Origin of the sequence: Bacteroides sp. A1C1, assembly GCF_004328515.1 — a bacterium.
GTDB lineage: Bacteria > Bacteroidota > Bacteroidia > Bacteroidales > Bacteroidaceae > Bacteroides > Bacteroides uniformis.
In genome coordinates, this window is sequence record NZ_CP036491.1 from 3954862 (window position 1) to 3979392 (window position 24531).

The window sequence follows — 24531 nt, forward strand, 5'->3', positions numbered from 1 at the left end:
CAATAGCGAAACAATGAAAACAAGAAGATTTTTAATGACTTTGGCAGTTGTACTCTTCTGGGCATCTGCCGCAATGGCAAAAGACATCCGTACAGCCATGTTCAAGGTGGCACAGATGAAGTGTGAGAACTGTGTAAGGAAGATAAACAATAACATCCGTTTTGAGAAGGGACTGAAGGACTTCCACACAGACTTGAAGACAAAGACGGTAACCATCACGTATGATGCCGACAAGACCAATGTGGAAAAGTTGAAAAAAGGTTTCCAAAAGTTCCATTATGAAGCGGAGTTTGTCAAGGAAACCAAGCAGGACGATAAGAAGTAATTGAACAAACTGCTCATTCCGGTTGTTGCTTTATTAAAGCGGAACAACAATCATCTAAAAAATAAATCGAATGAGCAATATAATTACTAAGGCGCATCCCGTGCTGGATATGCACAGCACGGAATTGCGTGTCGTCGGCGCATGGCTTTTTGCCATCGTGCTGATACTGTTTTCTACAGTCTTTGTGCATATACCCTATACCCGTGAAATACAGATGGTACTGGCAATTCCGGTACTGCTGTTTTTCGGCTTTCCTTTTTATTCCGGTGCCTGGAAGGGAACCCGGTCGGGCCGCAACAATATAGACCGTCTGGTGGCACTTACCACCTCTGTGGCTTTTTTGTTCAGTGTGTTCAATACTTTCTTTCCGGATTATTGGCTGGGCATCGGGCTGGAACCGCATGTCTATTATGGGGTTGCCGCCGTCATCATCGCCTTTTCCCTGACTGGCGAGTTTATGGAGGAACGTGCCCGGAGAACTGTGTCGGCGGCTATCTGCCGGTTGGGAGGCTGGCAGCATAACGCAGCCCGCGTACTGCCGGAGAAGCAACGCATTGACGACCGTGTTGCCGAGCTTTTTGTCCCGGTCATTCTCATCATTTCCCTGCTGACCTTTTTTATATGGGTGTTCTTCGGAGGCATAGATGTAGTGTCACACGGTCTGTTTGCCGCTTTGTCCGTATTGGTGGTGGCTTGTCCGTGTGTGGTAGGGCTGGCCACTCCAGTAGCTTTGGCGGCGGGCCTCAATAAAGCTGCCCGCAATCATATCCTAATTAGGGACACTTCCGCTTTAGAGCAGATGCGCAATGTGGATGTGGTGGTATTCGACAAGACCGGGACCCTGACAGAAGGACATCCTACGGTAATAGGCTGGCTGTGGGCGCAAGGGCAGGAGGAGCATTATAAAGATGTACTGCTTGCTGCCGAGTCTACTTCGGACCATCCTCTGGCAGAAGCAATCGTTACGGCCCTGGAAGGGGAGGAGCAGGTTATCCCTGCCCACCTGGACGGTTTTGAAAACATTACCGGAAAAGGTGTCAGAGTGGCCTATCAGGGTGCGGAATATTGGGTAGGAAGCCATAAACTGCTGAAAGATTATCAAGCCAATTTGTCGGATATCCTGGCCGATATGCTGACACAATATGAATCGGATGGAAACAGTATTGTCTACTTTGGGCGTGAGAACGATTTACTTGCCGTTATTGCCATCAAGGACCAGTTGCGGGTGACTTCTATGGAAGCTATCCGGGAACTGCGTATCCAGGACATCGAGATATGCATGCTTACGGGAGACGGTGAGCGTACAGCTTCTTCCGTGGCCGGCAGTTTGGGTATCATGCGTTTTGTGGCCGATGCCATGCCCGATGACAAAGAGGATTTCATCCATAAGCTGCAGCTTCAGGGTAAAACGGTCGCCATGGTAGGTGATGGCGTGAACGATGCGCAAGCCTTGAGCTGTGCTGATGTAAGCATTGCCATGGGAAAGGGGACCGATACGTTGATGGACACCGCCATGATTACTCTCAGGACTTCAGACCTGCTGCTGTTGCCCAAAGTTTTCCGGTTGTCTCGCCAGACTGTGAGCCTCATGTACCGGAATCTGTTCTGGGCTTTCATCTATAATACAGTGGGTATCTTTGTCGCAGCCGGAGTACTCTATCCCGTCTATGACATCCTGCTGAGTCCTGCGCTGGCAGGTGCTGCCATGGCTCTTTCCTGTGTATCCGTGGCTTTGAGCAGCCTTCGTCTGAGTTCCAGGTTCTGACGGCTGTATTCTCAGCTGTTCCTATACTCCAGCGGACTCATGCCCATGTGCCTCTTGAAGTATTTTCCAAAGAAAGAAGCACTGGGGAAGTTTAGGGAATAGGCAATCTCCTGAATGGTCATATTGGTTGATTTCAGCTTGGCTTTCACGTCTACGATGACGACGTGGGCGATGATGTCCAATACATTTCTGCCGGTCACCTGCCTCACGGTGGTGCTGAGGTGTTGCAGGGAGATGCCCAGTTTGTCGGCATAGAATTGCGCGCGGCGTTCGCGGGTATAGTTTTCGATGACGAGCTGCACCAGTTCGCGGCATATTTCCTCTTTCCGGCTCTTATTCCCTTTTTGCATCTGCGGACGGTGGCAATACATTCTGTCTATGCCGCTGAGGAGCATGTTCAATGTGCTTTGAGCCATTTTTGTATCGGGAGGATAGGGACCGGTCGTGATGCGTGCCCATAGGGCAAAATAGTCCTTAAAGTAGGAGGCGACGGTAGGGTTGACAGCCAGTACCGGATACTCCAGTATGTTGGAGAAGGAGCTCAATGTAGACTGGATGAGGTTGACTCCATTGAGGCAATGGGAAGAAAACCCCACGAATCCCAGGCACACTTTTTCCTTTTGTTCGTAAAACTGTATGATAGTTCCGGGAAGCAGGGTGATAAAATCCCCTTGCTTGATTTCCGTATCCATCAAGTTGATGGATACCGTGATGGAACCTTCTATGCATAGTGCAAAGATGCATGCTTTCAGGCGGCACGACTGTTTGTATATGTTTAGAATGTCTTCCGTTACTTCAGTCCATGCAATCATGTCTACTGGCAGGTCGACTTGAGGAAATTCCATACGCTTTGTCGTTTAGAGTTCGCACAAAGGTAATTCTTTTCCGGGAAAAAAGTAACGGAAGACATTCTGTTTTTAAAATGAAATGTTCTTTTTAGAATTCAAAAAAGTACTATATTTGCTTGCATGAAACTGGAAATATCAGATTGGAACATGATTCCTTATGCCGGAGCATGGAGCCGGCAGACGGAATGGTTTGACGCACTTGTACATGCCAAGCAGGCAGGAGAGTGCTATGTCAATCATATTGTGCTCTGCGAGCATCCCCATGCCTATACATTGGGGCGTAGCGGAAAAGAAAGGAATATGCTGCTGGGAGAAGAACAACTGCGCAGGATAGGGGCTACGCTCTATCATATTGACCGTGGCGGAGACATTACGTATCATGGTCCGGGACAGTTGGTCTGCTATCCTATTCTGAACCTTGACGACTTTTCTTTGGGGTTGAAGGAATATGTGCATCTGCTGGAAGAGGCGGTAATCCGTGTTTGTGCTTCGTTTGGCATCGCGGCCGGACGTCTGGAGAAGGCAACGGGCGTATGGCTGGAGGGCGATACTCCCCGTGCCCGTAAGATTTGTGCCATCGGCGTGCGCAGCAGCCATTTTGTCACCATGCATGGATTGGCACTGAATGTGAATACCGATTTACGTTATTTCAGCTATATCAATCCCTGCGGATTCATAGACAAGGGTGTCACTTCTTTGCAGAAAGAGCTGGGACACGAGGTGTCGATGGAGGAGGTGAAGGAGCGTCTTTGCAAGGAGCTGGTAAATCTTTTGTCATGAACTATCTGGCACATATATTCCTTTCCGGTTCGAACAGAAAAGTACAGTTGGGCAATTTTGTAGGCGATGCCGTAAAGGGAAGCTCCTATAAGAATTATCCGCCGGATATAGCCAAGGGTATTCAGCTTCACCGCGCTATTGACGACTATACCGACCATCATCCGGCAGTTTGCGAGGTGGTGCATAGGCTTCAACCTGAATTCGGACGGTATTCGGGGGTATTGCTGGATATTTGTTTCGATTATTTGCTGGCTTCCCGTTTCGAGTCGTTCTCCGGAGGCTCCTTGAGGAAGTATACCCGGAATTTTTATCTTTCCCTCCTTATCAATTACCGCTATCTTCCGCTACGGTTCAAACGTTTTATCTGGCATTTTATCCTGACCGACCGTTTGCGGAAATACGCCACTCTGAACGGAATAAGAGAGTCTTTGAACATCATGGTGGAATATCATCATATTGATATATCCGTAGATAAGGCAATTCGATACCTTGAAGAGCACGATGAGGAACTGTTTGCTGTGTTCCAGCCATTTTTTATTGAATTGCAGAGGTTTTGCGCTGAATACCGGCATAATTATAAGTCACAATTTTAAGGACGAAGAAGAAATTCATATCGTGTCGGCAAGGAATTAATTTCCTGCCGGCACGATATTTGTTTTTTGTATCACACGTTATTGATTTCCTGCATGACATGTTATTGATAGCTTGTGCCCTGTGGAATCAGCTTCCCGTACTCCGCTTCTCTCTTGCCAGTACCGAGATGATGTACCCTCCCTTGCTGTTCACCTTGCTCCAGTTCGTCCCATTGAATATTTTCCAGACGTAGTTTCCCAGCCTGCCGTAGTCCGATAACTTCAGAATCTTCCTGATTTCCTCCCGGTCGGTGATGTAGAGCTTTTCCAGATTCAGCATGAGGCATTCCAGGTTGTGCGTATTCCTGTTGTAGGCATATCCGGGAATGTCCAGATCAGGATTCCCCTGCGCTCCTCCGCTTTCCCCCGGGGGAGTAAGAGGGGGAAGTGCTTTACTTTCTTTTGCTTTACTTTCTTCTACTTTGCTTTGTTTGGAATTGTATGCATTTTCGGGGAAAATGTCCGCATCCTGCGTACAATTTTCCCGTTTTTGCGTACAAGTCTCGTCCTTGTCCGGTTTATCTTCCTCCGTCTCTACCAGCAGATAGGGTAGGGTGGTGAGGTCCCTTTTTCTTCGTTTGGTGGCTTCCAGCCATACCTTCTGTATCTCGGTAGAGGTCAGTACCCCTTGCTCCTTATAGGTTTTGGGGTCGAAAAAAGCTTTCTCCACCAGAATGTCCACGATTCCCTGCATCTCCTGCTCGTTGATGTCCTTTCCCGCCTTGTTTGTGAACAGTGTGCATTGCTCCGCGTTCCATTTCAGGTAATATCCGTTTTCCTTGTGTATCTTGCACAGCAGTTTCATTACCGCCGCCGTTCCTTTCAGTCCGAACCTGGCTTCCACCAGTTCCACTGCTATCTCTTCGAATAGATTTACTTTGAGGGGGAAGTATAGCATTCCCCCGTACATCATGGCCATTGTTTTTAGTGTTTAATGATTAGTGATTAATGGTTAATGGTTAGCATATGGGGCTCCATTCGAGGAAGTTCTCCAGCTGGAAAGTTTTCCATGCTTGCAGTTCCACATCCCAGAAGGCTATGGTGCTTGTCACTCTTGTGATGTCATAATCTCTTCTGAAGTCAGCCTTGTAGGGCAGTAAGGTGGCTTTCGCCAGCCTGAATGTCCCGTCCTGCTTGTGGTAGGCTATGAGTGCGTGTCCGTATTGCATGTGGTCTATCAGGCTTTCTATCCGTCGGGCCATCCATGTGGCGCATGTTTCCGTGTAGTTCTTTTCCAGCATGATACGTATTTTCCATAGGTTTCTCAGTGCTTCGTGAAGTGAAGCGTTCTTTGTCGACTTTCTCATCTTGTTGTCTTTAAAATTAATAATTGTATTAGTTTGGCAGGAGGTACGCTTATATATAAAAAAGATGCCGCATTCGTTGAGAAAGCGGCATCTATAGGCGGTGTGGCTTCATCCTTACCAAAGTGGCGGCAAAGATAAGTGGTTTATTCCTTAAGTTGTTTATATTTAATTATTGTCAATAAGTTTCGTGGTTTCTGCCTTTTTTTGTTTTATTCCCTATATTTCTCCTGCTACCTTCATTTCCCGCCACACTTCACCGAACTCTTGTATTATAGTGCTTTCTGACAGTTTTTTATGGTCTGCCGTCCGGAAGTCTAAATGTCGGTATGCCCATTGTGCCAATGCCTTGTTGCTTGTCGGCTTTTCTTCTATAAGGTAGCTTGACCTTTCCCATAGGATGACGTCCTTGATAACCTTTTTCCTATGCTGTGGCAGTATTCCCATAACCTCCCCACTTGAGGGACGTCCTACTCCCACTTTAGGAGCTGATATGCCGTGCTTTACATTTGTTTCTAGGGTGTCTCTTTTTGTTTTTTTTCCTTACTTTGGAGTGTCTCTTTTACCTTCATTTTTCTAATATTTTTGGGTTAATAATTAAAATTACTGTAGTTTGTAAAATAAATGCAAAGGTATATCAAGTTTTTTGTTTTTGTGGAGTAAGGATGGAGATAAAAAGCTGGGTTTTATCTTTATGATGGGTTAATGCGTTGATATATAAATGGAAATGACTTTGACTTGGAAGTGTTTTTTAAACGTTCGTTTAATGGACGCAAAGATAAGACTGTTTTTTATATCCTCAAAATGTTTAATAAAAATATTTTGGAAAACCCATCGGGTCTCAGTTTAATCTACAGTAATTCAGTATATTAAGTATCTTATTTAATATTTAAAATTTCCATTCCCTTTTATTAACTCATTCCCTATTTCATTTCCTGAAATTTGACGTCCATTAAACGAACGTTTAAAAAACGCTTTTTGTTTGTAATCCGTTCGTTTATAGTCTCTTACCAGAAGGTAATGACGAACTGCAAAAAAACTGTTGGCAAGAAGGGCACAATGCTTGCTGTATTTTACATAGAGTGCTCGCAAATGATTGAATACCAGGTATATACCGAGGGTTCAAAGCCCCAGAGGAACACTCTTTTGTGAACAAAACAACGAAAATGGAAACGGATAACGAGGTTGAAGTCTGGCATGCCATGCGTGCCACATACCGCAGAGAGCTTGATGCGGTGCATCTTCTCGAGAAGGAGAACCTCGGCTGTTTTGTCCCCATGCAATATAAGGTAAGTATCCGTAAGGGTAAGAAAGTCCGTACTTTGGTTCCCGTCATCCGTAATCTGGTTTTTGTCCATGCACGTCCTTCCGACGTACAGCGTGTTAAGTCTCAAATTACTTATTTGCAATATATAACCGATACCCGCAGTGGTCAGAAGATAATTATTCCCGACCATGAGATGCAGTGCTTCATCGCCGTTGCCGGAACCTATAACGACCATTTGCTTTATTTCCAGCCCGAAGAGTTGAATCTGTCGAAAGGAACTAGAGTCCGTATTACGGGTGGTGACTTTGCAGGTCAGGAGGGTATTTTTCTGAAAGTAAAGGGGGCACGTGACCGCCGTGTGGTTATAGAGATACAAGGTGTCATTGCTCTTGCCATGGCCACTATCCATCCGGATCTTATAGAAGTGATCGGCTGAATTATAATTCATAATTTACAACTCATAGTTTACAATTCATAATTCAAAAAATGTCCTCCTCCCTTTTCGAAGAAGCAATTAATCTCCAGCGTGCTGCGCACGAACTGATGTATTTAGGTATGGACGGTAGTCCTATCTATAGTGATGACCTTTCCCGCCGCAACGGTGAGGTTTACCGCTTGACTGCGGCTTTGTATGGTTCCAGTGTTCGAGGTACTACTACGGAAGAACAAGCAAACGTCTGTCTTGCTCTCTTGATGGGGTATAACGCATCGTTCATTGACCATGGCGAGAAGCAGGATCACCTCCAGGAGATATTAAATCGTTGTTGGAATCTCCTTGATACCCTTCCCGCCTCGCTGTTGAAACTCCGTCTGCTTACTGCCTGTTATGGAGAAGTGTTCGATGAGCCCCTAGCCGACGAAGCCCGAAAGATTATTTCTTCCTGGGACTCCGCATCGCTCACTGCCGAACAGCAGGAAGCTGTCGAGGAATTCCGGAATGTAGTTGACAATCCCTATCCGTGGGAATATCTTGAGGACTAAAACAGGTGAAAGTTTTCTCGAAAGGCAAAAAAAGAAATGGAGTGGAGAATGCAGGAGACACGGGAAAAGTTAAAGGCATATAGAACTAAACATACAAGTGATATATTCATGTAATGAGTGAAAAGGATTCCACACATTGTATTACGAAAAATAGTCTCCAGAGAAACGGATTATATGGCATTTCTGCCAATGAATATAGTAAAATAACTTATTATTTGATTAAAAATATAATTCAAAGTGGGTTATACCCCCTTTAGTAGATGCCCAATATCTATTGAATATCCGGGAAGCGTGGTACTAACTCTTTCATTACTACGCGAAGTAATAAATATAAATCACCTTTGGTTCCACCTTCCCGGATTAGTTTGATTTTTTCAGTGTGTGACATATAAGAATCTAACAAACATTAAACTATGCGTCGAATCTTATTTCTGATTTTATGTCTTTTCATTTTCTTCGGTTCTGCCTATGCCCAGCGCATGTCCGACGAGCAAGTGGTTGAATATGTGAAACAAGCACAGGCAGCCGGAAAATCTCAGAAGCAGATGACTGCCGAACTGTTGCGCCGTGGGGTGACCCGCGAACAGGTGCTCCGCATCAAGGATAAATATGAGAACTCGGGTGTTGCTGTCCCGGGTTCCGAAGCTTCCTCACAGATGCGCAAGCGTTCGATTGCTGTGGGAGAATCCTACGAGGCTGCCGAACTGGATGATCAGAAAGCGGTTGTTAATGAGAGACTTGAAAGCCAGTCCGCCCCTGAGGCTGCCGGCATACAGATTTTCGGTCATAATCTGTTCCAGAACCGTAATCTCTCCTTTGAACCTAGTGTGAATCTGGCTACTCCGGCAAATTATCGGCTGGGGCCCGGTGACGAGGTGATCATAGATATCTGGGGAGCTTCCGAGAATACCATCCGCCAGACCATTAGTCCCGAGGGAAGTATCCAGGTGAAAGACCTCGGTCCCGTTTATCTGAACGGCATGACTGTTAAAGAAGCCAACGCTTATCTGCAACGGGAACTGTCCAAGATCTATTCCGGTATCGGAGGGGGGGATCCCAATTCACAGATCCGTCTGACTTTAGGCGATATACGTACCATTCAGATCCATATCATGGGTGAGGTCACGGTGCCGGGTACTTATACACTTTCGGCCTTTTCCACGGTTTTCCATGCCTTGTACCGTGCCGGTGGTGTGAATAATATCGGTAGCTTGCGTGACATCCGTCTGGTTCGTAACGGAGAGACGATAGAGCATTTGGACGTCTATGAGTTCATCATGCAGGGCAAGATGAATGACGATGTCCGTCTGCAGGAGGGCGATGTGATTATCGTGAGTCCCTACCAGTCGTTGGTCGAGATAGTAGGCAAGGTGAAACGTCCCATGTATTATGAAATGAAGCCTGCCGAGACGGTTGCTTCCTTACTGAAGTATGCGGGTGGCTTTATGGGAGATGCCTATAAGAATGCTGTACGCATCATCCGTAAAAGCGGACGTGAACATCAAGTATATAATGTGGATGAGATGGACTATTCCGTATTCCGTTTAGACGACGGTGACTTAATGACGGTTGACGCCGTACTCGACCGTTTTGAGAACAAGGTTGAGGTCAGTGGTGCCGTCTATCGTCCGGGGCTTTATCAGTTGGACGGTGAGGTGAACACGGTGAAGCAGCTGATAAAGAAGGCTGAGGGACTCCGGGGAGATGCTTTCCTTGCCCGTGTCCTTCTGGACCGTGAACGTGAAGATCTTACGCACGAAATGGTTGCCGTTGATCTGGAGGGTATTATGAACGGTACGGTTTCTGATATACCCCTTCAGAAGAACGACCATCTGTATGTTCCCGGTATCCATGACCTGAAGGAGAGCGAGACGGTCTCCATTTATGGTGAGGTGCTCAATCCCGGTACTTTCCTGTACTCCGACAACTTAACGATAGAGGATATGATTGTCCAGGCGGGAGGTCTTACCGAGGCTGCCGCCACTACCTGTGTGAGCGTGACGCGCCGCATCAAGGATCCCAAGAGTACTGCCTATAGCAGCAAGCTTGCGGAGACATTCACCTTTGACATCAAGGACGGTCTTCTGACGGGTGCCGGTAGTTTCTGCCTGCAACCTTTCGATGTAGTCCAGGTTCGTCGCAGTCCTGCCTACCAAGTTCAGCGCATGGTGACGCTTGCGGGTGAGGTGCTTTTCAGCGGCAGCTATTCGTTGTTGAAGAAGAATGAACGTCTGAGTGATGTGATAGGTCGTGCAGGCGGAATTACTCCGGCGGCATATATAAAGGGGGGACGTTTGATTCGCAAGCGTAATGATGAGGAACGTCGGCGTGAGACGGATGTGCTTCGCATGGCACAGAGCGGTGAAGGTTCCGATAGCATTGCAGTGAACAAGCTTGCTATCTCCGACACTTACACGGTAGGCGTTGACATGAAAAAGGCTCTGTCACATCCGGGTAGTGATTATGACATTATCCTGCGTGAGGGAGATATCGTTTATATTCCTGAATACGTCAATACGGTGAAGATTAGCGGTTCTGTGATGTATCCTAATACAGTAACTTGGGAGAAAGGTGCCAAACTGAAACATTATATCAATATGGCAGGTGGCTATGGCGAGAATGCGAAAAAGAAGAAGGCATACATTATTTATCTGAACGGTATGGTAGCCCGTGCTAAGAAGAGTGACAGTGATTTAATCCAGCCGGGTTGTGAGATTGTGGTTCCCACGAAGTCTGAGAGGAAGCGTCTCCAACTTTCCGAGATTATGGGTATAAGCTCCATGACTGCGACGATTGCGGCGATGGTGGCTACTTTGGCTAATACTTTTAAATAAGAAACAAGTGGAAGATATAAAAAGAAAGAATGCTGATATGAATGACGGACAGCAGAATAAACATCCACAGGAAGAGGAGATTGATTTGCTTGAGCTTGCCTTGAAGGTCTGGGCAGAGCGCAGGTGGATATTGAAGTGTTGCAGCTATGCAGTGATTGTGGGACTGGTGATTGCTTTCAGTATTCCGAAAGAATATACAGCTACAGCTACGATTGCTCCGGAGTTGTCGGATGGAAAAAGTGGGGGAGGATTGTCTTCTCTTGCTGCCATGGCAGGATTTAATATAAATACTTCTTCTGGTGCTGATGCTATCTATCCTGATTTGTATCCCGATATTGTGAGTTCGACTCCCTTTATTACTGGTCTTTTCAATATTCCAGTGAAAGACCTGGAGGGGATAATAGATACTACACTTTATTGTTATTTGGACAAGTATCAACGTTCTCCTTGGTGGAGTGTGATAATTTCTGCTCCTTTCAAGGCTCTTGGATGGGTGGCTTCTTTGTTTAAGGATGAAAAGGATGAGGATAGAATTACAAAGCTTGACCCTTTTCACTTGACAGTAAAAGAATCATCCATTGCAAAACTTTTGAGTAATAGTATCAGTGTTTCTGTTGACAAGAAGACGGGGCTTGCCACTTTGTCTGTTACGATGCAGGATGCTCGTATTGCTGCCTGTTTGACAGATAGTGTAATGTATCGTTTGCAGAGCTATGTTACGGATTACCGTACAAATAAAGCTCGTCAGGATTTTGAGTTCCAAAAGAAACTTTTTGAACGTAAAAAGAAAGAATATGAGACGGCACAGGAGAATTATGCAAAGTTCTCTGATACTAACAAAAATATTATTCTTCAGAGTTACCGTGCTGAACAAGTACGATTGGAGAATGAAATGAATCTTGCCTATCAAGTATATACAAGTGTTGCACAGCAGTTGCAAGTGGCTGAGGCGAAGGTACAGGAAATTACTCCTATTTATACGGTGCTCGAGCCGGCGACAATACCTATTGCTCCCTCTCGGCCTAGTAAAATATTAATATTAATAAGTGCTTTGTTTGTGACAATGATGGGATGTATGAGTTGGATATTTTTAGGGAGGGATATAATAATAGCTTTAAAAAGTAAGGATTTGTTTTGAGTGTAAATATGTCATCTGCATTGAAGGATAATCGGCGTATTGCCAAGAACACATTGATGCTATATATTCGAATGCTGCTAATTATGGTAGTATCTCTTTATACAAGTCGCATTATATTGGGGGTATTAGGAGTTGAAGATTTTGGTATATATAATGTCGTAGGGGGAGTGGTAGCTATGGTCTCATTTTTAAATAGTACATTATCTTCTACATGTCAACGCTATTTCTCTTATGAAATAGGTCGTGGAAATCAGGAGGGAATATCAATTTTATTTCGCTTGAATTTAACAGTTTATTTGTATTTCATTTTAGTAGTTATATTTTTTGCAGAAACTATTGGGCTTTGGTTTGTCAATAACTGTTTAGTTATTCCACAGGATAGGATTGTTGCAATGAATTGGACTTATCAATTTTCTATTTTAACATTCATCGTTTCTAGTTTCTCCATTCCTTATAATGCTTTGATTATTTCTCATGAACAGATGTCTGTTTATGCTTATATATCTATAATAGAAGTTTTGTTAAGGCTTGGTATCGTTTTCCTTTTAAGCCTTGGTGATGTAGATAGACTTATATTGTATGCAGTATTACTGTTTTTGTCAACAAGCTGTATAACTTTGTTTTATTATGTTTATTGTAAATGTAAGTATCCAGAAAGTCATTATTCTTATTTATGGAAAAGTGATAAAATACGCGAAGTAGCGAGTTATTCAGGATGGCATTTAATAGGTGCTGTTTCCGTTATTGTACGAAATCAAGGTGTAAATGTTTTGTTAAACTCCTTTTTCAATCCCGTAGTAAATGGTGCTCGTGCTATTGCTTTCCAAGTGAGTGTGGCGGTTGATAGCTTAACTAATAGTTTTTTTGTAGCAGTAAAGCCTCAGATTTATAAGTTATATGGTGCAAATGAGTTAAATCAGATGTATATTTTATTATCACGTAGTTCTAAGATTTGTTTTCTTCTTGTTGCTATATTGGCTTACCCTATATTAATGAATATGGAGTTTGTTTTAAATTTATGGTTAAATCAGATACCTGATTATACAGTACTTTTTACACAATTAGTTCTTATAAATGCACTTATTGATTCTGTAAATGGACCTGCCATTGCTGCTGCATTAGCTACAGGACGTATAAAAAAATTTGAAATAATTACAGGTGGATTAATGATCTTAAACTTACCAATGTCATATATTTTATTATTTTGGGGATGTGCTCCAGAAGTGACAATGATTGTGTCAATAGTACTTTCGTTAGTGACGATTATTATTCGTAGTTTTATTTTGGAAAAGTTAATGGGATATAAAGTGGTTGATTATATGGCTAATGTTTTTTTCCCTTTGCTTATGATTGGTTTACTTTCTTTTATTTTTGTCTATTTCATTGGGAAATGTATCCCTAATGCTGTCATTCATTTTTTTGTAACTTCTATTGTTGCAGTATTATTATTATCAATATTTACTTTTTTTATCGCATTAACATCTTCGGAACGCTCTACTACAAAAAAATATATTTTGAGGGGCGTGGATAAATTATTTCATTAAATAACAACTAATTATGCGTATAGGAATATTGACTTTTCATAATGCAAATAATTATGGTGCTGTATTACAGGCTTATTGTTTGCAAGAAACGTTACGTCGCATTGGATTTGATGTGGAAATTGTAGATTATAGGAATCCCCTTATAGAAAGTAGAATGCATCCGTTTTCTTTTTCTGAGTTTTTATATCATCCATTTCTTTTTGTATTCCGAGTATTACGTTTTTTCCCATCTTATAAACATCGTGCCACTAATTTTAATAAATTTAGAACAGAATTTCTTGTTTTGTCAAAGCGATATACAGCAATCAATTTAAGGACAGCTCCTTATAATTATTTTATTATTGGCAGTGATCAGGTATGGAACCCAATTCTTACCGATGGTCCTGATTTGGTCTATTGGGGGCAATATTGTTCAAAACAATCTGAGATAATAGGATATGCTATTAGTAGTGGTGTAAAAGAGCTTTTTGATAGTCATTGTTTTTTGGATGTTTCAAAATGGCTTTCTTGTTTTAATAGGATTGGGGTACGTGAAAAGCGACTTGAGGAATTTGTCAATAAACATGGATATGAGGCAACTGTGGTACTTGATCCGACATTAATGGCTAATCCTTGTATCTTAGAGAGCATAACTCCTAAACGTATAGTTGAGTATCCTTATGTTTTAGTTTATGCTGTTGGGAAAAATTCTAATTTAATGCAAATTGCAAAGAAAAAAGCTGCAATCTTGAATGCCGAAATTGTAGTTGTTGCTCCATGTAATCGGAGTACTCGTAATACTTATGAGAAAGCTAAAATAATAGATGCATCTGTTCCAGAATTATTAAGTTTGATAAAATATGCGGAGTGTGTAGTTTGTGTTTCTTTTCATGGAACAGCCCTTTCTCTTGTTTTTAGAAAAACTTTTATTTCTGTTAATGGAGGAAATATTGAACGTGTATCAGAAGTGCTGACTCAGCTAGGACTAACAGATCGTATTGTATCTGACGATAATTTGCCAGAAAATGATATAGATTATGATAAAGTGACTAGTCAATTAAATATATTACGTAAAAAATCTTTGAGTTTTCTTTTAGATTCATTAAAAAACGATAGAGAATGAGGATGACTTTTTCAAAGAAGATTATATTTTTAGCATTATATTATTCTTTCTTATATTATCTTCCAGCTTCTACTACACCTATTATAGGTAAATATTGTAGGCGATTACGTTATAATTGTTGCAAACATATTTTCAGGAAATGTGGAAAAAATGTCAATATAGAACGTAAGGCTTGGTTTGGATCTGGAGTTAATATTATTATAGGTGATAATAGTGGATTAGGAATAAATTCCTCTATACCTAATGACACAATCATAGGTGAAAATGTAATGATGGGACCAAATTGTTATATTCTTCAAGCTGACCATGCTTTTGATGCTACAAATATTCCTATGATTTTGCAAGGACATTCAGAGCATAAACAGACCATAATAGAAGATGATGTTTGGATTGGAAGAAATGTTTCTTTTACAAATGGACGTCATGTTTATAAAGGTACTATTATAGCGTTAGGTTGTGTCCTGACCAAGGATTTTCCTGAGTATTCTATAGTTGGTGGAGTCCCTTCGAAGCTTATAAAAAAGAGGAAAACTAATGTATGAGATGTTAGGAATTTCGTTTAGCTTATGCTCATTTAGAAAATGCTGAATTTTTTCCGTGTAAAGTATAATAAAAATAGTGTTGTATCTTTAATCGTTGCAGTCATTATTTTATGCTTAAATCCTATATGGCCATTGTGGGGAGGTAAAGGAACAGCAATATCTTATTGTTTGCTAATAGTCCTATTTGGAATTAAAGTATCTTCTATAGTAAATGCTTCAATGTTGCTGAAATATTGGAGTGCTTTTATTTTTTTGTGTATATGTTTTCTGATACATCCTTTATTTGTAGGCTTTCATGCGAGCAATGTTCTCATTATCATGAGCTTTCTTTTAGCATTAGGACTCGATGAATCTGAAAAAGTACAAGCATTGGATATATTTACCAAAATTTTAGCTTGTATAATAAGTATATCATTGCCTGCATGGTTGATCCATGTTTTTGTATTTGAGTTTCCTTCTTTCGGAGAAATTGATAATTCTGAATTTAAAGGAAGTGTTTATCCCATGAATAACTATTTGTTATTTGTCACAATGGCTACTGCAAATACATTTCGTTTTTATTCAATGTTTGATGAACCAGGAGTGTTAGGAACTCTTTCTGCATTTGTTTTATTTGCTAATAAGTACGATTTTAAGCGAAAAAGCAATTTGATAATATTGATAGGTGCATTTTTTTCATTTTCATTAGCCTTTTATATTTTAACTTTCATGGGGTATTTATTTCAATCTTTGAAGAGTGTAAGAAAAATTCTACTATCAATATTTTTTCTTTTATTGCTTGCTTTCATTGCTTATTCAACCTTAAAAGATAATTTGGCTTTTCAGTATTCTGTAGTGGAACGGATATCTGGAGGAGGGGTGGATAACTTAGATAATCGTACAGGATATCAGGCTTCTCGTTTTTATAAGTCCTTTGTTTATACACCAGAAGCTTTATTGGGCATTGGTTATAATAAAATGATGGATAAGCAGCTGAAAGAGGGGCAATCATATAAATTATTTATAATAGAATATGGGTTTCTTTCAATAGTTTGTTTGCTTTTTGCTTATTATATATTAGCTGGAAAAAAAAATCCAGATATTTTATTTTTTTATTTACTTTTTATTTTATCATTTCTTCAACGTCCTTTTGCTTTTACTGTATGGCAATTTTTGATATTTTCTTGTGCTACAGCCTCTCTACGAAAAACAAAATAATATAATGGTAAATCTTTTTAATCGACTTTATTCTATCTCATTTAATGATAGTTACCTTTTGGATAAATTAAAGATAAATTCGTTGCTGCGATATGCAGTACGTGTTTTGGCTAATAGAATATTGCCTTATTGTTTATCTAATAGAAAACATTATGGTTTATTTATTGGAGAACGTACGGAAAAAATTGTTGTTAGTTTAACATCCTTTCCTAATCGCATTTCAAAACTATGGATGGTGATAGAAACAATTCTGAGTCAGAGTATAAAACCGGACAAGGTTATCTTATATTTATCAAAAGTACAATTTCCCAGACTAGAAGAAGATTTACCAGATTCCCTTCTGAATATGAAAGCGAGAGGATTGGATATTAGATTCGTGGAGGGAGATATTAGATCGCACAAAAAATATTATTATGTGATGCAAGCTTATCCTGACGATCTTATAATAACGGTTGATGATGATATATTTTATCCTACGACTATGATCCAGACTTTGGTGCAGTATCATGAACTTTATCCTAAAAGTGTTATATGTCGTTATGCCAAAAGTATTGTATGGGATAGTAATATGACCATAAAATCTAGTTTAAAATGGTCGCGTATTTATAAAACAAAGTTTGGCGGACAAGATATCTTTCTAGGAACAGGAGGAGGAACTTTATTTCCAATGCCTGGTACTAGTCTTTATCGGGATACATTAAATATAGCACTTGCCTGTGATTTATGTCCATTGGAGGATGATTTATGGTTAAATACAATGATACGTTTGCAAAATACGGAGATTGTTGTAGTAAAAAATTACAAAGGTATATTGCCTGTATTAAATACAAGAGATGTGATGTTGTATTCTAGTAACGGAGGAGAAAATAATTTAACGGATAGCCAACTGCGTAATACTATTTTATATTATGAGAGAAATGGACTTAATCCGTTCAAACAATTTAATTGATATGCGGGCAATTCAGATATCATACTTAAATGAAATGAGGGTGATTGTTCTTTTTCTTCTTTTTTTGCCTTTAAGTCTTTTTGCACAAAAAATTTCTCCTTTAGATTATGGATTGGCGCAGGCAAAAACGGGTATAGAGCGTTATCGAATTTTATTAACAACACATAAGCTTGCATTAGAGAAAGGATTGACAGTAGATTATACAGGAATAAAGGAGTTGGATATTGAGATTCCTATAGATGGATGTAGTATTCCTTTGGGATATAATACGGATTTTAAAGGATTGATTCTGAATGTAACGAATAAAAGGAAGAATATTTATCTATTTAAAATGAACCAGAACTTGATTCCTATTTCTATTTCAAAACAGGAATTTTGTTCTTTAAGTTATTTGCATCGGGAAGAGTTTAAATATGGTGATAAATTGTTGGTTATAGAGGATAAAACTCCTTGGGTAAAAAATCGTATAGGGTATGCTTATGGTGCTATGCGTAAAGATGTACTTTTGATATCGGATGCCAAGGTGGTGAATTCTCCTGTAGCTTCTTATAATACTTTGGCATCACAGCCCCAATTCAAATATTGTAGTGTAGATCAGAATGAAAAAATTATAGATGGTATTACAATAAATAGGATGGAATCTAGTACTTGTATGACTCGCTGTTTTCTTATTGAAAATCAGAATCGGGTTACTATTAGTAATGTAATTATAAATACTCCTGTGAATGCTCTCTATGGAGATGCTGCCATATCATTGCAAAATTGTACAAATTCCTTGCTTAAAGATATTGTTATTAATGGAACCTACTCTCAGTTAAAACGATATGGCTATGGAATAATGTTTAATAATCTTTGGAATACAACGATATTAAGGCTGAAAGGAGATGGTAAGTGGGGGATATTTGGAAATAATAATGTTAATGTAGCTCATTTGAAAGATTGTTGTATAAATAGATTTGATATCCATTGTTATGGACGTGATATAGATTTTGAGAATTGTACTATTTTTCGCCTTTATAATCAGTACTCTTCTATTTATGGTAAAATTTCTTACCGTAATTGTGTCTTTGATGCAGCTATTCCGTGTTTATTGACCTCGTCTTATAATGCTTATACTCCTTTCGATTTGTTTTTTGAAAATTGCATAATGAAAATGACCTCTTTAAATGATGGTATAATTTATATTATGGGGATACCCAAACAAGAAAATGAGAGATTTGAATTAGCAAAAAAATGCCTTCCTAATATAAAGATAGATAACTGTCAAATAGAGTTTAAAGAACCTTTAAAAGAATGCTATATATTTAAATCTGATACTCAAAGACTACCAATATCTTTTGGATATATATCGCAAATAGTTCTTAATAAAATTGATATATCTTCTGATGCAGTTGTATGTAAAATATCAAATATTGATTTATTTACCGATGATGTAATTGATTATAAAATGGAGAAATTATCTACGAAAGGTTCAAATAAAATATCTCCTATTGTTGTGCAGAGTGGAAAATAATATATAAAAGTCTTTAAACTGTAAAATAACATGAATTTTCTTTATTTAGCTGAAGACTATCCTTACTCTAAAGTGCACCACCAGTTGTGCAAGCATATTGTTGATTTAGGTAAAGGTATAAATGTAATAGTGTATGCGGTATTACGAAATAATATTCTTTCAAATGATTTACGCTCAACATATACAGGAATAAATTATCAGACGTTATTGTATAAATTAGATGAATCAGCCCAAAAATACAAGTATGACTTTTTCTTTAAAATAGAACGGAAGACTTCATGGCTAATTAGTCATATTGATATACAGAGTGTAAATATGGTTTATGCTGCTACTTTGTTTTCTGAAGGGGCAGTAGCATATCGGTTATATAAGAATTATAGTATTCCCTATGTAATAGCTGTAAGGGCGACTGATGTTAATTTTTATATGAAATATATGGTTCATGTCTGGCCATTAGCTTGGAATGTGTTAAGATGTGCGCATAAGGTGACATTTATAACAGAGGCTATTTCTCGGCATTTTTTTCAAAAGAAAATAATGCTTCCTGTAAAAAAAAATGTTCAAGGAAAGATGGAAATTATTCCTAATGGAATTGAATCTTATTGGATAGAGCATGCGAAAAGTAAACATGTTTCGTCGATTCCAAGAAGTTTACTTTTTATAGGGGTGTTTAATGATAATAAGAATATTCTTGCTACAATGAAAGTCGTTGAAAATCTTTCATCTCGTTATGAGGGTTTACATCTTACATTGGTTGGCGGAGGAGGTAATCAACATGAAAGGGTCTTGAAATATTGTAAGCTTCATCCGGAATTGTTTACGTTTAAGGGAAAAATATTAGATAAAAAAGATTTATGTAAAGTGTTTGCTGAATCTGATATTTTTGTGATGGTTTCGCATAGTGAGACTTTTGGCTTGGTTTATATCGAGGCACTTAGTCAAGGGCTACCTATTCTTTATACTCGAGGACAAGGTATTGATGGTACGTTAAAAGAAAAGATTGGTGAGGCGGCTGATTCTTATGATGAGAACTCTATAAAAAAAGCTATATGTCGGTTGATAGATGAATATGAACAATATGAACCGATAGGAAAATCACTTTATCGTTTCTCATGGGATAATATAGCACGTGATGTGATTAGATTAATTCATTAGGATAGATTCATTAAAATTATTATAAAACATTAGAATATAATTATGGACTCAATTAAAATTGCCGTAATCGGTCTCGGTTACGTAGGGCTTCCTTTGGCTCGACTTTTCTCAACAAAGTATAAAACGCTAGGCTTCGATATGAATCAATCGCGTGTAGATGCGTTGATGTCCGGTCATGACGCCACACTGGAAGTAGCGGATGATTTGCTCCAGGATGCCATCAGAAATAATGGTTTTGTATGTACTACGAAATTGGAAGATATAAAGGATTGTAATTTTTATGTAGTAGCAGTACCTACACCTGTTGATGCGGACAATCGTCCCGACTTGAAACCTTTGTGGGGGGCTAGTGAAACGGTAGGCAAGGTGATTTCTAAAGGGGATATTGTGGTGTATGAGTCCACGGTATATCCGGGAGTTACAGAGGAGGAGTGTTTGCCGGTGGTTGAAAAGGTATCAGGCCTGAAATTCAATGTAGATTTCTTTGCGGGGTATTCTCCCGAGCGCATCAATCCGGGCGATAAAGAACATACGGTGGAAAAAATAAAGAAGGTGACTTCCGGTTCCACCCCTGAGATTGCCAATATAGTAGATGATGTATATAATTCTGTGTTGGTAAATGGCACTCATAAAGCACCGACTATCAAAGTTGCAGAGGCTTCGAAGATTATTGAAAATTCGCAACGAGATGTGAATATTGCGTTTATGAACGAGTTGGCAAAGATCTTTAATGCGATGGGTATCGATACGAACGATGTGATAGAGGCCGCTGCTTCCAAATGGAACTTCATTAAGTTGAAGCCGGGATTGGTAGGCGGTCATTGTATTAGCGTGGATCCTTATTATTTGATTCAGAAGGCGCAAGTGTATGGGGTATTGCCACGTGTGATGTCATCGGCACGTCGCTTGAACGATGGTATGGGTGACTATGTGGCCAATCAAGTGATTAAGCTGATGAACAAGAAGGGGGTATTGGTGAAAGATGCCAGGATTCTGTTGTTAGGCATCACGTTCAAAGAAAACTGCCCTGACATCCGAAATACTAAAATTGTGGATATTTACAGCACGTTGCGTGAATATACTTCAAACATTACAGTTTATGATCCTTGGGCGGACAAAGCGCACGTAGAGCATGAATATGGTATCGGAATTTCCAAAGGAGATATGGAAAGTTTGGAAGGGAAGTTTGATGCCGTGATTTTCGGGGTTGCACACAATGAATTCAAGGATTTGGATGCTCGCGCTTTCTTGAAGGCGGAGAATGGAGTAGTGTATGATGTGAAGGGCATTCTACCCAAGAACCAAATAGACGGAAGATTGTAGGAAAAATATGCTTTCCGTAATTTGTCCTATATATAATGAAGTGAAATACATTGATGTATGCATTCAATCTGTTTTGCTTCAGGATTATCCGAAAGAGCAGCTCGAAGTGCTCTTTGTGGATGGCATGAGCCGGGATGGAACCCGTGAAAGGGTGTTGGAATATGCCCGTGAATATCCGTTTATCAAATTGATAGACAACCCCAAAAAGATTGTTCCGGTGGCGATGAACATTGGTATACGGGCATCCAAAGGAGATGTAGTGATGCGCCTGGATGCCCATGCCAGTTATCCGACGAACTATTTTGGGGTTTTGGTGAAGAAACTTTATGAACTGAATGCGGACAATGTGGGGGCTGCTTGCAGGACGGACGTATTGAACAAGACTCCTAAAACACTTGCCATACGCGAGGTACTGAGTAATAGGTTTGGTGTGGGGAATTCCACGTTTCGTTTGGGTGTGGACAAGGTAATGGATGTGGAAACCGTGCCTTTTGGGTGTTGGCGCAGGAAGGTGTTTGAGAAATATGGTTACTATGATGAACGCTTGATACGTAATCAGGACATTGAGCTAAACAAGCGTATTATACATGGTGGTGGTCGCATTTGTATTGTGCCCGAAACTTATTGTACCTATTTGGCTCGTGAGACGTTTAAAGGATTGGCAAGGAATAATTTTTCTAACGGAAAATGGAATGTCTTGACGGTGTATTATACAAGGCAATTGAAATCTTTGTCGGTAAGGCATTTTATTCCGTTGGTGTTTTTGCTGTCTTTACTTCTTCCGTTGTTTGCGGCATTGTTTTATCTTCCGTTCGCTTTTCTTTCATTTCTTTCATTATTATCCTATCTGTTGGTTCTTTTCTGTATCAGTATGTCTATAAATTTGCGTAGTAAAATCAGTATTTCTTACTTGCTTTTATCTTTTGTGGTGCTGCATCTTTCTTATGGGTATGGGTCGTTAGTAGGAATCTATAAATGCATCGGTTATGGGAAGTGAAAATAGACAGAATGGGAAGTTGTGTTTACAATTTAAATTATGCTCCTAAAATCCATTTTTGACCGTACCGCTTCGTTTTTCGGTCTAGTCTTCTTGTTTCCAGTTTTGATTGTAGTTGGTATTCTGATTCGCATCAAGATGCCCGGTGGTCCTATAATCTTTAAGCAGAGAAGGGTCGGACAACACGGGCAATTGTTTACCATGTACAAATTCCGATCTATGACTGTCGGCCATTCGGGAAGCTCCGTATCTGTGAAAGGAGAAAGCCGCATTACTCCTTTGGGAGCCAAATTGCGGAAATATAAACTGGATGAATTGCCGGAATTATGGAATGTATTGATAGGTGACATGAGTCTTGTCGGCCCCCGTCCCGATGTTCCCGGTTATGCTGACAAACTTGAAGGAGAGAATAGGCGGATGCTTCTTTTGAAACCGGGAATTACAGGTCCTGCAAGTTTAAAATACCGGAATGAGGAAGAGATATTGGCAGAACAGGAGAATCCTCAAAAATATAATGATGCGGTATTATTCCCGGATAAAGTACAGATAAATATAGAATATTTGGATAATTGGTCCTTCTGGAATGACATCAAAATCATTATCTACACAGTACTTGGAAAGGATCTGTAAACTTCTTTCTTTCTTTTTTATTCCCCACTATGTGAGGAATCCGAAGTCTGATCATTAAATAATCACATATATATTTATGGATAAAACCATTTATCTCTGCCTTGCCCATATGAGCGAGGAGGGTATTGAACAGAAATATGTAAAAGAAGCCTTCGATACGAACTGGGTGGTTCCTCTCGGTCCTAACGTGAATGCTTTTGAAGAGGATTTGAAACGTTTTGTAGGCGAAGGCAAGGAAGTGGTGGCACTTTCGGCCGGTACGGCGGCAGTACATTTGGCTCTGTTGGCTTGCGGAGTGGGACAGGGTGACGAAGTGATTGTACAAAGCTTCACATTCTGTGCGTCTTCGCATCCGGTCACTTATCTGGGGGCTGTTCCGGTATTTGTGGATTCTGAGAAAGAAACTTGGAACATGTCTCCGGAACTGTTGGAAGAAGCCATCAAAGACCGCATTGCCAAGACTGGCAAAAAGCCAAAAGCTATTGTTCCTGTGGCATTGTATGGCATGCCCTATGACTGTACACGTATCATGGAGATAGCCGATAGGTATGCTATTCCAGTGGTGGAAGATGCTGCCGAAGGTTTTGGCTCCCGTTTTAAGGGACAGGTACTGGGGACGTTCGGCAAGTTCGGGGTGCTGAGCTTTAACGGTAACAAGATGATTACTACCAGTGGCGGTGGTGCGTTGATTTGTAAAGATGCCGAAAGCAAGAATCAAATCATGTGGTATGCTACGCAGGCTCGTGAGGCTTATCCTTATTACCAGCATGAGGCGATAGGGTATAACTATCGCATGAGTAATATATGTGCAGGTATTGGTCGTGGTCAAATGACCGTTGCCGATAAGCATATTGCACATCACCGACATGTGCAGGCTCTCTATAAGGAACTGCTTAAGGATGTGGAGGGGGTATTGCTGCATGAAGCTCCTTCGGCTGATTATGACTCTAATTTCTGGCTTTGTACAATCACTCTGGGTTCTTCACTTCGCATCAAAGGGCAGGAAAATGCTTATAAGGATATTGTCAAGACTGCCGTAGGTGGTGCTGCTGGTGTGATTCATGCCGTAGATTGTGCTACAACAGATTGCCAGCCCAACGAGAATGTGGAGGCTTTGCGTGCTTTTATGCTTGGCAAAAAAATAGAGGCACGCCCGGTTTGGAAACCGATGCACAAGCAGCCGGTCTATAAGGATGCTCCGGCTTATATCAATGGGGTATCCGAAGCTATTTTTAAAATCGGTATGTGCCTTCCTGCCGGGCCGTGGGTGACTGATGAAGATGTATATTATATCGTGGAGTGTATAAAAGAGGCCATAGTAAAATAATAGATGAAAATACAGCTTTTTTAACTACGACCTTGACAACGCTGTCGGTTGCCAATACGTTTGTCAATGCGGATTTCATCTATACCGTTGTCTGTTCCGTTCTAGTCTTCTGCTTCTTCAATTTCTGCAAGCGTGCCAAATATTCACCGCCTGATGCTTCATGAGAATATTGGACTACCGCATCGCAAACATCTTATCAGATTATGGCGAATGAGCTGAAGATTCCCCATGTCATAGTATCTTCGACCTATATGGCAGTACAGGCAATCATCATCGTAGGATATCTTGATTAAGTTGGCTTGCCTAATCTGTCAGCTTGTAAATCAATACTTTATGAACTTATCTCAGAAAACAGCTTCAGCGAGGCTGTTTTCTTTG

Annotated in this window: 23 protein-coding genes and 1 pseudogene; 20 read left to right on the top strand and 4 right to left on the bottom strand. The window is 40.4% G+C overall.

Annotation, left to right across the window (positions count from 1 at the left end; all coding sequences use genetic code 11):
• Positions 1–13 precede the first annotated feature (13 nt).
• Both EYA81_RS16380 and EYA81_RS16385 read left to right on the top strand, forming a co-directional pair.
• Positions 14–325, top strand: coding sequence for a heavy-metal-associated domain-containing protein (locus EYA81_RS16380; RefSeq protein WP_117951913.1), 312 nt, complete (start codon positions 14–16; stop codon positions 323–325).
• Between the two features lie 70 nt (positions 326–395).
• Positions 396–2090 (top strand): heavy metal translocating P-type ATPase, encoded by a 1695-nt coding sequence (locus tag EYA81_RS16385; protein ID WP_117951916.1) that lies wholly within the window; start codon positions 396–398, stop codon positions 2088–2090.
• Between the two features lie 11 nt (positions 2091–2101).
• On the opposite strand, the gene EYA81_RS16390 is transcribed toward EYA81_RS16385, so the two are convergent.
• Positions 2102–2935, bottom strand: a complete 834-nt coding sequence (locus EYA81_RS16390) for a helix-turn-helix domain-containing protein (protein ID WP_005828170.1) — start codon at positions 2933–2935, stop codon at positions 2102–2104.
• A 111-nt stretch (positions 2936–3046) separates the two neighbouring features.
• On the opposite strand from EYA81_RS16390, the gene lipB reads away from it, so the two are divergent.
• Together lipB and EYA81_RS16400 are read left to right on the top strand one after the other, a co-directional pair.
• Positions 3047–3718, top strand: a complete 672-nt coding sequence (gene lipB, locus EYA81_RS16395) for a lipoyl(octanoyl) transferase LipB (RefSeq protein WP_370293456.1) — start codon at positions 3047–3049, stop codon at positions 3716–3718.
• Positions 3715–4311, top strand: a complete 597-nt coding sequence (locus tag EYA81_RS16400; RefSeq protein ID WP_117951922.1) for an ACP phosphodiesterase — start codon at positions 3715–3717, stop codon at positions 4309–4311. The genes lipB and EYA81_RS16400 overlap by 4 nt, the downstream gene beginning before the upstream one ends.
• A 127-nt stretch (positions 4312–4438) precedes the next feature.
• Here the strand turns inward: EYA81_RS16400 and EYA81_RS16405 are convergent, their stop codons facing one another.
• The 3 genes from EYA81_RS16405 to EYA81_RS19265 form a co-directional block, all read right to left on the bottom strand.
• Positions 4439–5269: a DUF4373 domain-containing protein gene (locus EYA81_RS16405; RefSeq protein ID WP_117951925.1), complete on the bottom strand. Its 831-nt coding sequence runs from the start codon at positions 5267–5269 to the stop codon at positions 4439–4441.
• A 40-nt stretch (positions 5270–5309) separates the two neighbouring features.
• Positions 5310–5657, bottom strand: a complete 348-nt coding sequence (locus EYA81_RS16410; protein WP_022401485.1) for an SH3 beta-barrel fold-containing protein — start codon at positions 5655–5657, stop codon at positions 5310–5312.
• Between the two features lie 216 nt (positions 5658–5873).
• Positions 5874–6101, bottom strand: coding sequence for a hypothetical protein (locus EYA81_RS19265; protein ID WP_165491396.1), 228 nt, complete (start codon positions 6099–6101; stop codon positions 5874–5876).
• A gap of 719 nt (positions 6102–6820) precedes the next feature.
• On the opposite strand from EYA81_RS19265, the gene EYA81_RS16415 reads away from it, so the two are divergent.
• From EYA81_RS16415 to EYA81_RS16490, 16 genes and pseudogenes are all read left to right on the top strand, one after another.
• On the top strand, positions 6821–7357 hold the full coding sequence (locus EYA81_RS16415) for a UpxY family transcription antiterminator (protein ID WP_131226085.1): 537 nt from the start codon (positions 6821–6823) through the stop codon (positions 7355–7357).
• Between the two features lie 50 nt (positions 7358–7407).
• Positions 7408–7902, top strand: coding sequence for a UpxZ family transcription anti-terminator antagonist (locus EYA81_RS16420; RefSeq protein WP_119992804.1), 495 nt, complete (start codon positions 7408–7410; stop codon positions 7900–7902).
• Between the two features lie 413 nt (positions 7903–8315).
• A complete protein-coding gene (locus EYA81_RS16425; protein WP_131226087.1) occupies positions 8316–10736 on the top strand; it encodes an SLBB domain-containing protein in 2421 nt (806 codons plus the stop codon).
• A gap of 37 nt (positions 10737–10773) precedes the next feature.
• Complete coding sequence (locus EYA81_RS16430) at positions 10774–11874, top strand: Wzz/FepE/Etk N-terminal domain-containing protein (protein WP_119992851.1); 1101 nt, start codon at positions 10774–10776, stop codon at positions 11872–11874.
• Between the two features lie 83 nt (positions 11875–11957).
• Positions 11958–13418 (top strand): lipopolysaccharide biosynthesis protein, encoded by a 1461-nt coding sequence (locus tag EYA81_RS16435; RefSeq protein ID WP_131226089.1) that lies wholly within the window; start codon positions 11958–11960, stop codon positions 13416–13418.
• Between the two features lie 13 nt (positions 13419–13431).
• Complete coding sequence (locus tag EYA81_RS16440; RefSeq protein ID WP_119992798.1) at positions 13432–14520, top strand: polysaccharide pyruvyl transferase family protein; 1089 nt, start codon at positions 13432–13434, stop codon at positions 14518–14520.
• Complete coding sequence (locus EYA81_RS16445; RefSeq protein ID WP_119992796.1) at positions 14517–15062, top strand: DapH/DapD/GlmU-related protein; 546 nt, start codon at positions 14517–14519, stop codon at positions 15060–15062. Before EYA81_RS16440 ends, EYA81_RS16445 begins: the two co-directional genes overlap by 4 nt.
• Before the next feature lie 39 nt (positions 15063–15101).
• The gene (locus EYA81_RS16450) at positions 15102–16259 is read left to right on the top strand and encodes a hypothetical protein (RefSeq protein WP_131226090.1); all 1158 of its coding nucleotides are present in this window, start codon (positions 15102–15104) and stop codon (positions 16257–16259) included.
• A 58-nt stretch (positions 16260–16317) separates the two neighbouring features.
• Complete coding sequence (locus tag EYA81_RS16455) at positions 16318–17208, top strand: hypothetical protein (RefSeq protein ID WP_131226092.1); 891 nt, start codon at positions 16318–16320, stop codon at positions 17206–17208.
• Positions 17168–18721, top strand: coding sequence for a hypothetical protein (locus EYA81_RS16460; RefSeq protein WP_131226093.1), 1554 nt, complete (start codon positions 17168–17170; stop codon positions 18719–18721). Before EYA81_RS16455 ends, EYA81_RS16460 begins: the two co-directional genes overlap by 41 nt.
• 30 nt (positions 18722–18751) lie before the next feature.
• On the top strand, positions 18752–19876 hold the full coding sequence (locus EYA81_RS16465; RefSeq protein WP_119992788.1) for a glycosyltransferase family 4 protein: 1125 nt from the start codon (positions 18752–18754) through the stop codon (positions 19874–19876).
• A 42-nt stretch (positions 19877–19918) separates the two neighbouring features.
• Positions 19919–21199, top strand: coding sequence for a nucleotide sugar dehydrogenase (locus EYA81_RS16470; protein WP_119992786.1), 1281 nt, complete (start codon positions 19919–19921; stop codon positions 21197–21199).
• A 40-nt stretch (positions 21200–21239) separates the two neighbouring features.
• Positions 21240–22196: a glycosyltransferase family 2 protein gene (locus EYA81_RS16475; RefSeq protein WP_370293220.1), complete on the top strand. Its 957-nt coding sequence runs from the start codon at positions 21240–21242 to the stop codon at positions 22194–22196.
• A gap of 39 nt (positions 22197–22235) precedes the next feature.
• Entirely contained in the window at positions 22236–22826 is a 591-nt protein-coding gene (locus EYA81_RS16480) for a sugar transferase (RefSeq protein WP_119992782.1), read from the top strand.
• A 76-nt stretch (positions 22827–22902) separates the two neighbouring features.
• The gene (locus tag EYA81_RS16485) at positions 22903–24153 is read left to right on the top strand and encodes a DegT/DnrJ/EryC1/StrS aminotransferase family protein (protein WP_057087885.1); all 1251 of its coding nucleotides are present in this window, start codon (positions 22903–22905) and stop codon (positions 24151–24153) included.
• A gap of 56 nt (positions 24154–24209) precedes the next feature.
• A pseudogene (locus tag EYA81_RS16490) lies at positions 24210–24440 on the top strand (hypothetical protein); the annotation flags it as partial.
• Positions 24441–24531: the final 91 nt, after the last annotated feature.

Coding starts and splice junctions, on each gene's coding strand:
- EYA81_RS16470 (WP_119992786.1), top strand. CDS start 19,919: ATGGACTCAATTAAAATTGCCGTAATCGGTCTCGGTTACGTAGGGCTT.
- EYA81_RS16465 (WP_119992788.1), top strand. CDS start 18,752: ATGAATTTTCTTTATTTAGCTGAAGACTATCCTTACTCTAAAGTGCAC.
- EYA81_RS16450 (WP_131226090.1), top strand. CDS start 15,102: ATGCTGAATTTTTTCCGTGTAAAGTATAATAAAAATAGTGTTGTATCT.
- EYA81_RS16405 (WP_117951925.1), bottom strand. CDS start 5,269: ATGGCCATGATGTACGGGGGAATGCTATACTTCCCCCTCAAAGTAAAT.
- EYA81_RS16410 (WP_022401485.1), bottom strand. CDS start 5,657: ATGAGAAAGTCGACAAAGAACGCTTCACTTCACGAAGCACTGAGAAAC.
- EYA81_RS16425 (WP_131226087.1), top strand. CDS start 8,316: ATGCGTCGAATCTTATTTCTGATTTTATGTCTTTTCATTTTCTTCGGT.
- EYA81_RS19265 (WP_165491396.1), bottom strand. CDS start 6,101: ATGGGAATACTGCCACAGCATAGGAAAAAGGTTATCAAGGACGTCATC.
- EYA81_RS16485 (WP_057087885.1), top strand. CDS start 22,903: ATGGATAAAACCATTTATCTCTGCCTTGCCCATATGAGCGAGGAGGGT.
- EYA81_RS16430 (WP_119992851.1), top strand. CDS start 10,774: ATGAATGACGGACAGCAGAATAAACATCCACAGGAAGAGGAGATTGAT.
- EYA81_RS16480 (WP_119992782.1), top strand. CDS start 22,236: ATGCTCCTAAAATCCATTTTTGACCGTACCGCTTCGTTTTTCGGTCTA.
- EYA81_RS16435 (WP_131226089.1), top strand. CDS start 11,958: ATGGTAGTATCTCTTTATACAAGTCGCATTATATTGGGGGTATTAGGA.
- EYA81_RS16400 (WP_117951922.1), top strand. CDS start 3,715: ATGAACTATCTGGCACATATATTCCTTTCCGGTTCGAACAGAAAAGTA.
- EYA81_RS16380 (WP_117951913.1), top strand. CDS start 14: ATGAAAACAAGAAGATTTTTAATGACTTTGGCAGTTGTACTCTTCTGG.
- EYA81_RS16420 (WP_119992804.1), top strand. CDS start 7,408: ATGTCCTCCTCCCTTTTCGAAGAAGCAATTAATCTCCAGCGTGCTGCG.
- EYA81_RS16460 (WP_131226093.1), top strand. CDS start 17,168: ATGAGAGAAATGGACTTAATCCGTTCAAACAATTTAATTGATATGCGG.
- EYA81_RS16445 (WP_119992796.1), top strand. CDS start 14,517: ATGAGGATGACTTTTTCAAAGAAGATTATATTTTTAGCATTATATTAT.
- EYA81_RS16390 (WP_005828170.1), bottom strand. CDS start 2,935: ATGGAATTTCCTCAAGTCGACCTGCCAGTAGACATGATTGCATGGACT.
- EYA81_RS16415 (WP_131226085.1), top strand. CDS start 6,821: ATGGAAACGGATAACGAGGTTGAAGTCTGGCATGCCATGCGTGCCACA.
- EYA81_RS16385 (WP_117951916.1), top strand. CDS start 396: ATGAGCAATATAATTACTAAGGCGCATCCCGTGCTGGATATGCACAGC.
- EYA81_RS16440 (WP_119992798.1), top strand. CDS start 13,432: ATGCGTATAGGAATATTGACTTTTCATAATGCAAATAATTATGGTGCT.